13 protein-coding genes are annotated in these 15,030 nt (G+C 66.0%); 4 read left to right on the top strand and 9 right to left on the bottom strand.

The window, feature by feature from the left end; translation table 11 throughout:
• Positions 1-8 precede the first annotated feature (8 nt).
• Together AB3X86_RS04400 and AB3X86_RS04395 are read right to left on the bottom strand one after the other, a co-directional pair.
• A complete protein-coding gene (locus AB3X86_RS04400) occupies positions 9-3,140 on the bottom strand; it encodes an efflux RND transporter permease subunit (protein ID WP_368595069.1) in 3,132 nt (1,043 codons plus the stop codon).
• Positions 3,137-4,285 carry an efflux RND transporter periplasmic adaptor subunit gene (locus AB3X86_RS04395; protein ID WP_368595068.1) on the bottom strand — a complete coding sequence of 383 codons (1,149 nt, stop codon included), beginning with the start codon at positions 4,283-4,285 and terminating at the stop codon, positions 3,137-3,139. The genes AB3X86_RS04400 and AB3X86_RS04395 overlap by 4 nt, the downstream gene beginning before the upstream one ends.
• A gap of 217 nt (positions 4,286-4,502) precedes the next feature.
• Here AB3X86_RS04395 and AB3X86_RS04390 point away from each other — a divergent pair, with 217 nt between their 5' ends.
• Positions 4,503-5,120 (top strand): TetR/AcrR family transcriptional regulator, encoded by a 618-nt coding sequence (locus AB3X86_RS04390; protein WP_176108343.1) that lies wholly within the window; start codon positions 4,503-4,505, stop codon positions 5,118-5,120.
• A gap of 77 nt (positions 5,121-5,197) precedes the next feature.
• Here AB3X86_RS04390 and AB3X86_RS04385 read toward each other — a convergent pair whose 3' ends face one another.
• Positions 5,198-5,410 (bottom strand): hypothetical protein, encoded by a 213-nt coding sequence (locus AB3X86_RS04385; protein ID WP_368595067.1) that lies wholly within the window; start codon positions 5,408-5,410, stop codon positions 5,198-5,200.
• 266 nt (positions 5,411-5,676) lie between these two features.
• Here AB3X86_RS04385 and AB3X86_RS04380 point away from each other — a divergent pair, with 266 nt between their 5' ends.
• The gene (locus AB3X86_RS04380; RefSeq protein WP_368595066.1) at positions 5,677-6,744 is read left to right on the top strand and encodes a LysR family transcriptional regulator; all 1,068 of its coding nucleotides are present in this window, start codon (positions 5,677-5,679) and stop codon (positions 6,742-6,744) included.
• 31 nt (positions 6,745-6,775) lie between these two features.
• Here the strand turns inward: AB3X86_RS04380 and AB3X86_RS04375 are convergent, their stop codons facing one another.
• The 6 genes from AB3X86_RS04375 to AB3X86_RS04350 form a co-directional block, all read right to left on the bottom strand.
• A complete protein-coding gene (locus AB3X86_RS04375; RefSeq protein ID WP_176108346.1) occupies positions 6,776-7,006 on the bottom strand; it encodes a DUF2795 domain-containing protein in 231 nt (76 codons plus the stop codon).
• A 178-nt stretch (positions 7,007-7,184) separates the two neighbouring features.
• Complete coding sequence (locus AB3X86_RS04370) at positions 7,185-7,439, bottom strand: hypothetical protein (RefSeq protein ID WP_368595065.1); 255 nt, start codon at positions 7,437-7,439, stop codon at positions 7,185-7,187.
• 216 nt (positions 7,440-7,655) lie between these two features.
• A complete protein-coding gene (locus tag AB3X86_RS04365; RefSeq protein WP_368595064.1) occupies positions 7,656-8,993 on the bottom strand; it encodes a C45 family autoproteolytic acyltransferase/hydolase in 1,338 nt (445 codons plus the stop codon).
• Positions 8,994-9,148: 155 nt separating this feature from the next.
• Positions 9,149-10,882, bottom strand: a complete 1,734-nt coding sequence (locus AB3X86_RS04360; protein ID WP_368595063.1) for a ClcB-like voltage-gated chloride channel protein — start codon at positions 10,880-10,882, stop codon at positions 9,149-9,151.
• Positions 10,883-10,994: 112 nt separating this feature from the next.
• On the bottom strand, positions 10,995-11,732 hold the full coding sequence (locus AB3X86_RS04355; protein WP_368595062.1) for a glutathione S-transferase: 738 nt from the start codon (positions 11,730-11,732) through the stop codon (positions 10,995-10,997).
• Between the two features lie 202 nt (positions 11,733-11,934).
• A complete protein-coding gene (locus tag AB3X86_RS04350; RefSeq protein WP_368595061.1) occupies positions 11,935-13,014 on the bottom strand; it encodes a YeiH family protein in 1,080 nt (359 codons plus the stop codon).
• Positions 13,015-13,151: 137 nt separating this feature from the next.
• Between AB3X86_RS04350 and AB3X86_RS04345 the strand changes: the two genes are divergently transcribed.
• Both AB3X86_RS04345 and AB3X86_RS04340 read left to right on the top strand, forming a co-directional pair.
• Entirely contained in the window at positions 13,152-14,042 is an 891-nt protein-coding gene (locus AB3X86_RS04345) for a LysR family transcriptional regulator (protein ID WP_368595060.1), read from the top strand.
• A gap of 167 nt (positions 14,043-14,209) precedes the next feature.
• On the top strand, positions 14,210-15,004 hold the full coding sequence (locus tag AB3X86_RS04340; RefSeq protein WP_368595059.1) for a sugar phosphate isomerase/epimerase family protein: 795 nt from the start codon (positions 14,210-14,212) through the stop codon (positions 15,002-15,004).
• The last annotated feature ends 26 nt before the right edge of the window (positions 15,005-15,030 follow it).

Raw genomic sequence — 15,030 nt, 5'->3', positions numbered from 1 at the left:
GCTCATGCTCAGTTACCCGTATGCGTGGCGCCGGAACCGGACGGCGTCTGCGGCTCGCGCTCGTCGGTACGCACGCGGAACGACGCGGCGTACAACGCGGGCAGATAGAACAGCGTCAGGATCGTCGCGCTCGTGATGCCGCCCATCAGCGCGGTCGCCATCGGCCCGAAGAAGTTCGAGCGCAAGAGCGGGATCAGCGCGAGCACAGCGGCGGCGGCGGTCAGCGTGATCGGCCGGAACCGCCGCACGGTCGCGCCGACGATCGCATCGAAACGCTTGTGCCCCGACGCGATGTCCTGCTCGATCTGATCGACGAGAATCACCGAGTTGCGCATGATGATGCCGAACATCGCGATCACACCGAGCATCGCGACGAAGCCGAACGGCTGGCCGAACAGCAGCAACGTCAGCACGACGCCGATCAGGCCGAGCGGCGCGGTCAGCACGACCATCAGCACGCGCGCGAAGCTTTGCAACTGGATCATCAGCAGCGTCAGCACCGCGATCACCATGATCGGAATCTGCGCGTTGATCGAGGTTTGACCCTTGGCGCTTTCCTCGACGGAGCCGCCGATCTCGATCCGATAGCCGACCGGCAGCGTCGCGCGGATCGGCGCGAGCGCGCGGTCCACCGCGTGCGTCACGTCGATGCCTTGCGCGCCGGCCGACACGTCGGATTGCACGGTGATGGTCGGCTGGCGGTCGCGTTCCCAGATCACGCCGTATTCGAGGTCGTTGCGCAGATGTCCGAGGGTGCCAAGCGGCACCGGGCCGTTCGGCGTCGGCATCGCAAGCGCGGTCAGCTGCGACGGGTCGACGCGTTCGGCGCGCGGCGCGCGCAGATCGACGCTGATCAGCTTGTCGCGCTCGCGATACTGCGTGACCGTGTAGCCGGACATCGTCAGCGCGAGGAAGCTGGAGATGTCTTCGGATGTCACGCCGAGCTCGCGCGCGCGTTTCTGGTCGATCTCGAAGCGCACCGAGCGCTCGGCGGGTTCGTCCCAGTCGAACTGCACGTTGCGCGTGCCGCGATTGGCGCGCATCGTCGCGGCGACGCGTTCGGCGATCGAGCGCACAGTCGCGATGTCGTCGCCGCTCACGCGGAACTGCACCGGATAGCCGACCGGCGGGCCGTTCTCGAGGCGCGACAGGCGCGTGCGGATCGCCGGGAAGTTGTTGCGCAACTCCGGTTCGAGCCACTGCGCGAGCTTCTCGCGATCCTTGACCGACTTCGCGGTGATCACGAACTGCGCGAAGTTCGGCTGCTGCAATTGCTGATCGAGCGGCAGATAGAAGCGCGGCGCGCCGGTGCCGACGAAGCTGACCGAGTGATCGATTTCCGGCCGCCCCTTGAGAACCTGTTCGAGCCGCTGCGCCTGACGCAGCGTGGCATCGAACGACGCGCCTTCGGGCAGCCGCACATCGACCAGCAACTCCGGCCGGTCCGAGCTCGGGAAGAACTGCTGCGGCACCAGCGAGAAACCGGCCATCGCGAGCACGAACAGCAGCACGGTGATCGCGAGCACCACGAAGCGCCGTTCGATGCACCAGCCGATCCAGCCGCGCAAACGCGTGTAGAAGCGCGTGTCATAGATGTCGTGTTCGTGATCGTCGGGCTCGTGCGCATGGCGCTTGCGCTCGGGCAGCATGTGATAGCCGAGCAGCGGAATCAGCACGACCGCCGCGAGCCACGACGCGATCAGCGCGATCGCCGACACCTCGAAGATCGAACGCGTGTACTCGCCGGTGCTCGATTTCGCGAGTGCGATCGGCAGGAAGCCGGACACGGTCACGAGCGTGCCGGTCAGCATCGGAAACGCGGTGCTGGTGTACGCGAAGGCCGCGGCGCGCGTGCGGTTCCAGCCTTGCTCGAGCTTCACCGACATCATTTCGACCGCGATGATCGCATCGTCGACAAGCAGGCCGAGCGCGAGCACAAGGGTGCCGAGCGATACCTTGTGCAGGCCGATATCGAACAGGTACATGCACAGCGCGGTGACCGCGAGCACCACCGGAATCGAGATCACGACGACCATGCCGGTGCGCACGCCAAGTGACACCAGGCTCACGATCAGCACGATCGCGACCGCTTCGGCGACCGCTTCGAGGAAGTCGTTCACAGAGCGCGCGACCGCGTGCGGCATGCTCGATACTTCGACCAGATTCAATCCGACGGGCAGCGCGGCGCGCAGTTGGGTCATCTGCTGATCCAGCGCGCGGCCGAGGCGGATCACGTCGCCGCCCGGCTGCATCGTCACGCCGATGCCCAGCACGGGTTTGCCGCTAAAGCGCATCTGCGTGACGATCGGGTCGTCGTAGCCGCGCCTGATCGTCGCGATGTCGCCGAGACGGAACGTGCGGTTGTTGATGCGGATCAGCGTGTCGGCAAGCGCGTTGACGTCGTTGAACTGGCCGCTCGGGCGCACGAACACGCGGTCGTCGGTGGTGGTGAGCGTGCCCGCGGGCGCGATCGCGTTTTGCGCGTTGATCGCCTGGCCGAGCTGTTGCGGCGAGATGCCCAGACGCGTCAACTGCGTGTTCGCGATCTCGATGTAGATGTGCTGATCGGGGTCGCCGAAATAGTCGACCTTGCCGACGCCCGGCACGCGCAGCAGCACAGAGCGCAACTGGTCCGCGTAATCATGCAGTTGCGCGGCGGAAAAGCCGTCGCCTTCGAGCGTGTAGATGTTGGTGTAGACGTCGCCGAATTCATCGTTGAAGAACGGGCCCTGGATGCCCGGCGGCAAGGTCGCCGAGATGTCGCCGACTTTCTTGCGCACCTGGTACCACGTCTCGGGCACCTGGCTCACCGGCGCGGAATCCTTCATCGTGAAGAAGATCAGCGATTCGCCGGGGCGCGAGTAGCTGCGCAGGAAATCGATGTACGGCGTCTCCTGCAGCTTGCGGCCGATGCGATCGGTCAGCTGCTCCTGCACCTGGCGCGCGGTGGCGCCGGGCCAGAATGTGCGGATCACCATCACGCGGAATGTGAAGGGCGGGTCTTCCGATTGCGCGAGCCGCGTGTAGGCGAGGATGCCGAACGCGGTGGCGAGCGCGATCAGGAACACGACCAGCGCCTGATGACGCAGCGCCCACGCGGAAAGATTGAAGCGGCCTTCTTCTTCTTGCGCCGTGCTCATGAAGCGAAGTCCTCGGGATGCAGCGGCGCGATCGCGCGGACTTTCTCGCCGGCGCTCACGGTGTGCACCCCTTGCAGTACGACGCTTTCGCCATCTTTCAGGCCCTCGCTGACGACAAACGTGCGCTCGTAGTAGCGCGTGACGGTCACGCGACGCAGCTCGAGCGTGTTGTCCGCGGCGCGCACGACCCACACGGCCGGTTCACGCCCCTCGTGAAACAGCGCGGTGACCGGCAGCGTGAACACGCCGTGCTGCGCTGCCGCCGCGGTGAGCGGCACGGCCGGCGTGACGTCGGCGGTCATGCCGAGGCGCACGTCGGCGCCGGCATCGACGAGCGTCAGACGCGCGCGCCATGTGCGGCTTTGCGGATCGGCGGCCGGCGATAGCTCACGCACGCGCGCGCTGAGCTTGCGGCCCGGCAGCGCGGCCAGCGTGACGCTCGCATTCTGGCCGACCGCGAATGCGGCGAGCGCGCTTTCGGGCACGTCGCACAACACGTCGACGTCGCCGCTCCACGCGAGGTTGTAGACGGCCTGACCCGCCGACACGTTTTGTCCCGTGTCCGCCTGTTCAGCCGTGATGACGCCCGCATGACCGGCGGTGAGCGTCGTGTACTGCAACTGGTTCTTCGCGAGCGCCGCCTGCTGCTGCGCCTGATCGCGCTGCGCGAGCGCGGACGCGTAGGCGTTGGTGGTCTGTTCGAGCTGCGCCGGCGCAATCAGGTTTTCCTTGGCCTGGGCCCTGTCGCGTTCGAGCTGCTGCTGCGCATAGACGAGGTTGTGCTGCGCGGCTTCGACCTGCGCCTGCGTGCTCGCGGCGTTTTTCTGCGCATCGGCCGGGTCGAGCAGCGCGACGACTTCGCCGCTCTTCACCGTGTCGCCGAGCCGCACCCGTCGCTCGATGATCTTGCCGGCGACGCGAAACGACAGCGGCGTCGAATAGCGCGCCTGCACTTCGCCGGGCAGCGACGCCGCCTGCAGCGCGTGACCGTCCGCATGCACGGCGAGCGCGACCACCGGGCGCGGCGCCGGTGCCGCGGCTTCCTTCCTCGAGCAGGCCGAGAGCGCGAGCACGCCTGCCAGCGCCAGCGCGCAGGTCTGCATGGCGAAACCGCGGTGATGGGATGGGGGAGACTGCTGGCGCATCGCTGACGATGCGGGAGAACCGGGACGCTTCACAATTACCCCAACTGGAGACAGCGAACGAACACGGCAAGCCGCGCGGCCCGCCAGCGAAGACCTGCACGCCGTTCATGCTAATGGCATACAGATATGGCTTTGGATGACGAAATGCATTCTAATACACTCCTGTATCTGAATGTATAGATGGATTTGAATTCTTTTGGATGCTAGGCTTGCGGCCATGAAACGTCAAAGACTGACACGAGAGCAGAGCAAAGACCAGACGCGGGGGCGGCTGCTCGATGCTGCGCAGGCAACTTTCATGAAGAAGGGCTTCGTCGCGGCGAGTGTCGAGGACATCGCGGCGGCGGCCGGCTATACGCGCGGCGCGTTCTATTCGAATTTCCGCAGCAAGACCGAGCTGTTTCTGGAGCTGTTGCGGCGTGATCACGAAGCGATGCAGGCGGGACTGCATGCGATCTTCGAAAACGCGGCGTCGCGCGAGGAGATGGAGGCGCGCGTGCTGCGCTACTACAGCTCGCTGCATCGCGAGAACAAGTGTTTTCTGCTCTGGGTCGAGGCGAAGCTGCTGGCGGTGCGCGACGGCCGTTTCCGGCTGCGCTTCAACGCGTTCATGCACGAGAAGATCGAACAGTTGAGCGCCTATGTGCGCGAGTTCTCGGAGCGCGTGGGCACGCCGATGTCGATGCCGCCCGAGCAGCTCGCGATCGGACTGATGGGGCTATGCGACGGCGTGCAGTTCTTCTACACGGTCGATCCGCAGAATGTGCCGACCGAAATGGCCGAAATGGTGCTGGCGGGTTTTTTCTCGCGCGTGGTGTTCGGGCGCGATGCGTGACAGTGGGCGTTGAGCCCGGATGCAAGAACGCGCGACCCCGGCGGATCGCGCATCAGATACGGCTAGAACCGCAAAAATCAGTCGACCGGCAGTTGCGCGCAGGCTTCGGCGGCGGGCGCCGTGCAAGCGAACGCGTATTGGCCGCTGGCGTCGAGGATCTTTGCCCCTGCGTGCAGGGCGACCTTGATATCCGGGCAGCGCTCATAAGCGATATATGCCGAGCTAGCGGCGGCCGACCAGCAAACCAGCGAAAACGCGATTTTTTCGAGCAGATGAAAACGATGTGGCATGGCGATGTGGCGGTAATTTCTTTCGGCCGCTATTTTACCAATAGACTAGGGTTTATACCTAGTTAAAACCCACAATAGACGCCGCAATAGTGGCGGGATTGACACGCCGCCTCGAATCTGACCGGAATGTCATGTCTGGGTCAGGGTTGGGACATGTCCGATAGCTAGAATCGGTCGGGTTGGGCAGGCCCGCGCGCATGCCGCGCGGGTGCGCACAGGCGGCAACCATTGCGCCGGCCCGGCTTTACCGAGGCAGGAGTCGTCCCATGAATCAACTGCAGTCGATGCGCGTGTTCGTCAAGGTGGCGGACTTCGGCAGTTTCGTTGGCGCGGCGGGCGCGCTGGATCTATCCACCGCGGTCGTCACGCGGCACGTCGCGGATCTCGAAGCGCGGCTCGGCACCCGATTGCTGAACCGCACGACCCGCCGTCTGTCGCTGACCGAATCCGGCGCGACCTATCTGGAGCGCGTACGTCACATCCTCGCCGATCTCGAAGGCGTCGAGCAGATGGTGGTGGCGCGCAATCACGAACCAGTCGGCACACTGCGCATCGTCGCGCCGGTCGTGTTCGGGCTGCATAGTCTCGCGCCGGTCGTGCAGTCGTACGCGGCGCGCTATCCGGACGTCGTGCCCGACGTCACGCTCGCCGACCGCCACGTCGATCTCGTCGAAGAGGGCTTCGACGTCGGTATTCTGGTTGCGCGGCAGATGCGCAGCGCGAGCATCGTCACGCGGCGGCTCACGACCGGCTATATGACAGTGTGCGCGACGCCCGAGTATCTGGCGCAACACGGCACGCCGAAACGCCCCGACGATCTGCTCGGGCATTCGTGCCTGAGCCGGCCGGCCGAGCAGGGCGGCGGCGAGGAGCGCGTGTTCAGCGGGCCGGACGGCGAAGTGAGGGTGCGGCCGACCAACGCGATCGCGGCGAACAACGCCGAGATGCTGCGGCAGTTCGCGCTGCTGGGCATGGGCGTGGCGATTCTGCCGAGCTACCTGATCGGGCGGGATCTGGCGGCGGGGCGGCTCGTGCGTCTGCTCGATCAGTACAGCCTGCCGCCCATCGAAATCACGATTGCGTATCCGAGCCGGCTGCATCTGCCGGCGAAGGTGCGGACGTTCATCGATCATCTGGTCGAGCATTTCCAGCCGGAAAGCGCACAGGCGCGGGATTCGCGCAGTGCGGCGCTGGTGCGGGCGGTAGCGCAGGTGAGCGGGTCCGACGATCAGGTCGCGCGCGAGACGGCCGAAGACGCGCTCGAACGCACCCGCACGACACGCCGTGTGACAAGGGTGCCGCGCACGCGGATCGCGGCGTCGTCGCAGTTCTGAAGGGGAAGGTGACGCGTGTCTGAATCGGGCTTCAGATGCTTAAGCCCGGACCATAATTGCCGCCGATCAGACGTGTGACCGACTCGATGTCGACATAATCCTGCTCCGGCATGCTATCGAGCATCGCCAGCACCTCGTTGCTCGCGCCGGCTTCGCGCGCCGCGTCGACGAGCGCATCTTTGTTGGTCGGAAATTCGACTTCGCTGAGAAGATCGGCGATCTGCAGATCGATCGATTCGCCGGGGATGTCCGAGGCCGTCATGCGCATGCTCCTGTCGAGCCCGAGTTAGTCACGTTGTTATTGCCGCCGCGAAAAGACAGCGCCTCGCCGCGATGAGTTTCTCGCAGTGTGTCGCAAAACCCGCGCGCATCGCCACCCCATCGTCGTGACAGCCGGCGCGTCGCCGCGGCAGCGCCATCGCCCGCCGTTGCGGCCGCCATCACGTGGTCAAATGCTCGTGCTGCCCGGTCAGGCTGCGTTCCAGATGTCGGGACTTGGGCAGCGCAATATGCTCCCAGTGCTGCGGACGGTTCGAGTCGGCGCTCGCCACGTCCGGGGCAGGAGGCGCGACCGGCGCGGCGTCCACGCGTTGCGCAAGCGTAATGGAATCCTTGCTGTCCGGCGCGGTATGGACCGGCGCGGCGAAACACGAGGCTGACAGCGTCACCATGATTAACAGTGTCGAGGTTTTCATCGCCCGACCTCCTAAAGCTCATGCGGCGCTGACAATCGAGCAAACCCTGTGCCGTCCCGCGTCGAAAGGACGGTGCAAGCCAAGGACGGCGTGGCGCTACGCGGCCCAAGCTCCTTACCATCTTAGACGGCAAATACTGCAAAGCGCGCACATTTGCGACAAAACCGTATTGTTGATTCCATCATCGCACGAACCACCGCGCGCGTCCGCCATGCGTTAGCGCAGCACGTCGAAGCGCGTCCACGGCCACGACGGACGGTCGCGCATATAGCCGTTCAGCCAGTTCCACTGCGGATGCCGCTTCATAAACGCCTGCGCATCGAACGGCCGGCCGCACGGATGCCCCCAGCGCGCGGTAAACGCCATCTCGCGCGCCATTTCGCTATCGACCACCTTGCCGTCGTTCGCGCCCCACGGATTGAACGGGCCGTGATCGGTGCCGCCGAAGCGCGCGTCGTCGAGCTCCAGATGCCCGCAGATCGTGCGCGAGCACGGGTTGTCGTTGCGATCGAGATAGACGTCGTGATGATCGGCGATCATCTGCTTCGCGAGTTCGACGTCGATGCTGCCGCGATGCATTTCCTCGAGCTGCATGAAACGCAGACGCCGCGCGCCGTTCTTGCGCACGTCGGTATAGTCCTCGCCTTCGCCGATGCATTCCTGGTTGCGGATCTTCAGATCCGTCGCGGTGTTGTAGCCGCTGTAGAAACCGTCCCTGGTGGTCTCGAAGCCCGAATAGTGCAGCCCGAGTTCGTAACGCGCGATCTCGCCGGTCTTCGTGTCGCCGAGCAGCCAGCTGTTCGCGTAGCCGCCGTTGTTCGCGAGCGAGAACATCTCGCACCATTCCTTGATGCTGTTCGCATATTGCGACGCGCGCCGCGAGCGATAGAACTCGGGCGCGCCGGCCGGGTTGTAGCCCGCGAAGTTCGAGATCGTCGTTTCGGTGATCATCAGGCCGGCCGCCGTGACCCAGAAATCGGTCAGGCTCGAGATGCAGCCCGGCAGGCCCTGCATCAGGATGCGGTTACCGCGCTCGGGCACGATGTCGAACACGACGTTGAACGCGTCGCCGGCCGCATAGCGGTCCCATGAGTTGTGCGCCATCACGATGCGGCCGTCGCGCGTCGCGCTGCCGGTCGCGATGAACGCGCTGCAGTGGTGACCGCGCCGGCCGCGCCACAGTTTCGCGCCCAGATGCGGCTGTGCCTGCGCCGCATGTGTCGGCCACCAGCTTTGCAGCAGATCCATGTAGCCGTTCCACGCGAGCACTTCGGCGAACGGCAGCTTCGCGCCATCGGCGATGCCATGAATTTCGTCGGCGAATTCGGTGTCGAGCTTGCTCGCGAACTGACTCGTCGCGGCGTTGACGAAGGTGTCGAACTCCTCGCCGGTGTCCCACCTGGCGAGATAGCGCGCGGTGCGGATCGCGTTTCTGATTTCGTCGGCGAGCAACTGGCCGTGCTGCTCGCCGCGATCGTACGGCTCGCCTTCGATATGCACGAAAATCCAGCCGGCCTGATCGCGGCGTACGGCCTCGGGGGACGGTTCGCTCATCTTCGGCTCCGACGATACCGCGTATAGGGCGGGCGCTGTTGCCGCGCCCATGCTGGGCTCACGCGTGTGCCGGCCGCATGAAGGGCCGGCGGTCTGTTCATTGTAGAGAATCCGCGGCGCTTTGCATCGCGCGCCGCGAAGCTTGCGCGAAGGCCCTAGCGCGACGGATTCATGCGGAAGTACGCGTCGAGCAGCGAGGTCTTGTAGACGACCCCGGCAAGCAACGGACGCGCGGTGCTTTCGATCACCGGCAGCCGCTCGCCCTGAAACGCCATGAAGTGCTGCAACGCGACGGCAAGCGACATGTCCGGCGTCAGCACGTCGAAATGCGGCTGCAGATAATCGGCGGCAGTTTTCATCGACGTGTCGGTCCGGTCTAGCAGATCGGACGTGATGTCCTTCAGCGCGACCACGCCGAGAAATGCGCCCGAGTCGTTGGCGACGTACAGGTACTTGACCGGATATTCGAGAAACACGCGCGTCATGTCGTGCACGGTCGCGCTCGGCGGCACGACGGTCTGCGCGGGGCGGATCAGCTCGCGCATCTGCGTCGCGCGCAGTCGCGTTCGTTCCTGCTCCTCGCGATTGCGGCGCAGCGTGATCTCGTACATCGAGGTCTTGCCGATCGCGCGCGCGATGAAGTACGCGACCACGCACGACACCATCAGCGGCAGCACGACCTGATAGCTCAAGGTCATCTCGAAGATCATCAGGATCGCCATCAGCGGCGCCTGGGTCGCGCCCGCGAGGAACGCGCCCATGCCGACCATCGCATACGCATAAGCGGCCGACGTCGCGTGCGGCCACAGCGCGTGCATGCCCTGGCCGAACAGTGAGCCGACCGCCGCGCCGACGAACAGCGTCGGCGTGAACACGCCGCCGACCGCGCCGGAGCCGGCCGTCGCCGCGGTCGCCGCGAGCTTGCAGACGAGCACGAGCAGGAGCGCGGACCACGTCCACGGCGAATGCAGGATCGAGTTCACGACGCTGTAGCCGTTGCCCCACACCTCGGGCTCCGCGACCGAGATGATGCCAACCACGAGACCGCCGATTGCGAGCCGCACCGGCAGCGCCACCGGCAGCTTGCGAAAGGCCTGCTTCGAGGCATCCAGCAGCCGCAGGAACTGCGGCGCGGCCGCGCCGCACAGCGCGCCGAGCGCGACGAACAGCAGCACCTCGGGACCGGTCACGGTCGGAAACTCCGGCATCTCGTAGGGCGGCTTGTAGCCGGCGAATTCGCGCATCGTGATGTTCGCGACGACCGCCGCGACCACCACCGGCCCGAAGCTCTCCATCGCGATCGAGCCGAGCACGATCTCGGTGACGAAAAACGCGCCCGCGATCGGCGCGCTGTACGCGGACGTGATACCAGCCGCCGCGCCGCACGCGACCAGCAGGCGCAGCCGCGGCGGATCGAAGTGGACCCAGCGGCCGATCAGCGACGAGGCGAGCGCCGCGAGCTGCACCATCGGACCTTCACGGCCGATCGAGCCGCCGCTCGCGATCGTAAACAGCGACGACACGCTGCGCCACAGGCTCAGGCGCACCGGCACGGCGCCGTCGCCGATCGCGACGGCTTCCATGTAGTCGGAGTGCGGGTGCCTGTCGGCGTGACGCTGCGCGATCAGCAGAAACACGCCGGCGACCAGACCGCCCGCGGCCGGCACCCAGATGCGCACGGTCCACGGCAGGCTGCGCGCCGTTTCGACGAAGCTGCCGGAGTGGCCGGTTATCGCCAGTTGCAGCAGTTCAATGCCCTTGCGAAACGCCACGGTGGCGAACGCGCCGGCAATGCCGACGACGACCGACCAGACCAGCATCGTATGGGCATCGGAGAGGCGGAAAAGGCGTTGGGCGCGGGTGCGCAGCTTCAGCAGGAATGAAAGCACGTCGACGGTACGGGGCGTGATGGGAGGTTGAAAAATCCGCGCCACAACGACAGCGCGCCCGCCTCGAATGGCGGGCGCGCGGCGGCGAGCGGGCGGGGCCGGGCGGCGCGGTTCAAGTCGCCGCCTCGTCGAGTTCCGGGTAGTGCCGGAAGACGCAGCTTTCGTTATGGGCGATGCGCCGGTCCGAGTCCAGGTACGCGGCGATGTTCGGTCTGGCGATCACCCTGTCGTGCAGCGCGGCGAGCCGCGGATAGTGCTCGCCGAAGCGCTTCAACGCGCGCGGAAACGCATACAGCAGACCATCGATCAGCTGGAACATCGACAGGTCCACATAGGTCAGCGCGTCGCCGACCATGAAGCTGTCGCCGGCCGGATTCTGCGCGAGCACGCGCTCGAAGTACGACATGAACTTCGGAATCCGATGCTCGATGAAATCGTGCGCGCGCACCTTCGCCGCGTCTTTCTGCTCCTCGTAGTAGAGGCCGCTCGCGAGCGGATGGTGGGTGTCGTGCGCTTCGGTGACGACGTCGGCGATCGTCAGTTGCAGGCCGTTCGCGACGTAGCGCAGGCTCTCCACCTTGGGCGCGAGATTGAGCCGCGGGCCGAGATAGAACAGGATGTTGGCGGTCTGCGGGATCACCAGATCGCCGTCTTTCAGAAACGGCGGCGCGAACGGCGGATACGGCTCGTCGGGGCTGTCCATCACGGCCATCATCGCCTCGGTGCCGAGGCCCTTCGAAGGCTTGCCGCGCGCGACTTCGACATAGTCGACGCCGGCTTCCTCCAGCGCGAGCCGCACGAATTCGCCGCGGCCTTGCAGGCCATCCCAGTAGTACAGTTCCAGGCTCATCGATCGATCCTCATTCCGGTCGCCGGGACGCGCCGCGGGAAGACGGTTTCACCGCTGCCATCGGACCATGCGCACAGGCGGGTTGTGGGAGCAAAGTTCGCAGCAACGAGTATGCCGTGTGAGCGGGCCGGATGGGGCGCCAGAATGCCCAAAACCCCGCGCGCGGCGGGGTGTCGGGGAAGGCGGGGAAGCCGGAGACGGCTCAGCGCAACAGGTGCTGGACGGCCCATGTGATGCCCAGTCCGCCGGCGATGAGCCACACATACAGAATCAGGCCCGTGGTCAGCGCGCGCGGACCCGCTTCGCGAATCTGCGAAATGCGCGTTTCCATGCCGAGTGCGGTCATCGCCATCGTCAGCGCGAAGGTGTCGAGCAGGTTCAGCGACGAGGTGGCGCTTTGCGGCAGCACATGCAGCGAGTTGATCGCGACGCAGGCGAGAAAGCCGAGTGCGAACCAGGGGATCGCAAGCTTGCGCGGGACGGCGCCGTCCGTATTGTCATCCTTCGCGCCGCGCGCCGCGCGGTTCACCCACAGGCCGACCACCAGCAATACCGGCACGAGCAGCATCACGCGGGTCATCTTGACGATCGTCGCGATGTGCGTCGCTTCCGGGCTCACGTTGCTCGCCGCGCCGACCACCTGCGCGACCTCGTGGATCGTGCCGCCGAAGAAGAGACCCGCGCCGACCGTATCGAGATGCAGCCAGCCCGCGTTGAATAGCACCGGGTACAGGAACATCGACAGCGTGCCGAACAGCACGACGGTGCCGACCGCCATCGCGCTCTTGTGCGGCTTCGATTGCAGCGTCGATTCGAACGCGAGCACCGCGGCCGCGCCGCAGATCGCGCTGCCGGCCGCCGTCAGCAGCGCGGTGTCGCGATCGAGCTTCATGACCTTGATACCGGCCCAGGTGCCGATCACGAGCGTGCTGACGACGATTAGCACCGATTCCGCGAGGCCCGGCAGGCCCACCTGAGCGATTTCCTGCAGGCTCACGCGCAGGCCGAAGAACGCGACCGCGATGCGCAGCAGCTTGCGCGCCGAGAAGTTGACGCCCGCCGCCCAGCTGGCCGGCATGCTGTCGCGCAGCGCATTGCCATAGATCGCACCGGCGACGATGCCGACGATCAGCGGACTCAGGCCAAGACCGGCAACCGCCGGGATCGCCGCGATGCGCGTGACGGCGGCGGCGAACAGCGCGACGAACAGCACGCCATTGAGTTGGCCGCGAGTGGACAGCGCGGGTGAGGCGGCAGTGAGCGGGACGGTGGGTGTGGACATGATCGGGTGCCTGACTCCGTAGCGAACTTGCACAGAACTGCATGAGCAGCAACGGGGCTAATCCTAAATTAGATATAACGATATGAAAAATCGTGATTTAGAATGTGAAGTATCGGCTCAACCAATATCTTGTCGAGATGACCCCGGATCAACTTATAACCTTCGCTGCCGTCGCTGAGCATCGCAACATCAGCCGGGCGGCGGTGGCGCTGCACCTGTCGCAGCCGGCGGTGTCCGGACAGCTACGGCAATTGCAGGACGAATTCGGCGAGCCTCTGTACCAGCGCGATGGCCGAGGCGTACGGCTGACGCCGGCCGGCGAGCAGCTCGCCAGCTATGCGGCGCGGCTGCGCGATACCTGGCGGCAGGCGCATGCGTATCGCGACGCGCTGCGCGGTCTGGAGCAGGGCACTTTGCGGATCGGCGCGAGCACGACGCCGGCGAGCTATCTGCTGCCCTATCTGATCGCCGAATTCCATCGCCGCTATCCGGACGTGACCGTGCATACCGCCAACGGCAATACGGCCGAGATCGTCGGCGCACTCGGCTCGGTCGACATCGCGATGATCGAGGGTCCCGCCGGCGCCGATCTGCCGCCGGATACGGTCGTCCATGCGTGGCGCGAGGATGAAATCGTCGCGATCATGCCGCGCTCGCATCCGCTCGCGCAGGCGGACCACGGCAAGCGCATCGAGCTGGCCGCGTTCGGCGCCTATCCGCTGGTGCTGCGCGAGGAAGGCTCGGGCGTGCGGCAGACGGTCGAGCGCGAATTCGCTCGCGCGGGCGTGCCGATGCGTGTGGCGCTAGAGATCGCCGGGGTCGAAGGCGTGAAGGAGGCGGTGCGGGCCGGCATGGGCGTCGGCTTCGTGTCGGCGATGTCGATGCGGCATGAGAACGGTGCACTGCGCCTGATGTCGCTGAGCCCGCAGCCGCTGACGCGGCGGCTGTCGATTCTGGTGCCCCATGCGAGCGCGCCGTCGCGGGTTGTCGAACAGTTTCTGGCGATGTGTATCGCGGACGGCGGCTGACTGCAGCGCTGGCGGCGTGCGGCCGGCGCGCCTGGGGATTTCCTCTATGGTGCGCGATGGCCGTCCCGCGCACTATTCGCACATCGCAGCGCCTCCGCGCTTTTTTTCGAAGTGTGATTGGAACCGGTTCCAATAGCGGTTTCGCGTGAGAATCGAGTGAGTCGGACATGGCTGATGCAGTTGAGATCGTGATCGTCGCCAGCGCGTTCGGTGTGAACGCCGTGCGCGCCGACGGCCATCTGAAATGGGCGCAGGCGGCAAAGCGAGCCGGCGCGGCGGGTTTCGAAGTGCGTCGCGAGCTGTTTGCGAGCGACGCGGACGCGGACCCGCAACGGCTGCGCGCCCTCGGCGCGGCGTTGGCCGATCTCGGGCTGTGGCCGGTGTTCTCGACGCCGGCATCGTTGTACGCCGCGAACGGCCAGCTCGGTACCGACGCGCTGCGTCTGGCGCTCGACGAAGCGGCCGCGCTCGGCGCGCGCTTCGTCAAGCTGCAACTCGGCGGCTTCGCGGGGGAGGCTCACGGTGCGGCGCTCGTCGCGCAGGTGGCGAGCGGCTGCGGCACCACGGACGGCGCGCAGCCACGGCTCGTCGTCGAAAACGGGCAACTGGCGCAGGGCGGCTCGCCCGCGCAGTTCGTCGGGCTGTTCGACGCGCTCGCGCGTGAAGGCCACGCGGACGCGCTCGGTATGACTTTCGATACCGGCAACTGGGCGTGGCTCGACGTCGCGCCGCTCGAAATCGCGCCGCAGCTTGCGCCATACGTCGAATACATCCATTGCAAGACCACGACGGGCGAGGGCGCGCGGCGCTTCGCGACCGCGCCGGCCGACGATGACGCTTCCTTCCGCGCGGTCCTCGACCTGCTGCCGCGCGATGTGCCGCGTGGCATCGAGTTTCCGTTCGACCCGAGCCGGATCGATGCTGATGCCGCGCACTATGTGAACTGGCTGGCGCGGGTATAGACCGCGACGCGGCAAAGGCAGCAAAC

The organism is Paraburkholderia sp. BR14374, assembly GCF_040948685.1.
GTDB classification, from domain to species: domain Bacteria; phylum Pseudomonadota; class Gammaproteobacteria; order Burkholderiales; family Burkholderiaceae; genus Paraburkholderia; species Paraburkholderia youngii.
Note: the sequence above shows the minus strand (reverse complement) of the source record. Positions and strands in the feature narration are given on the sequence as shown.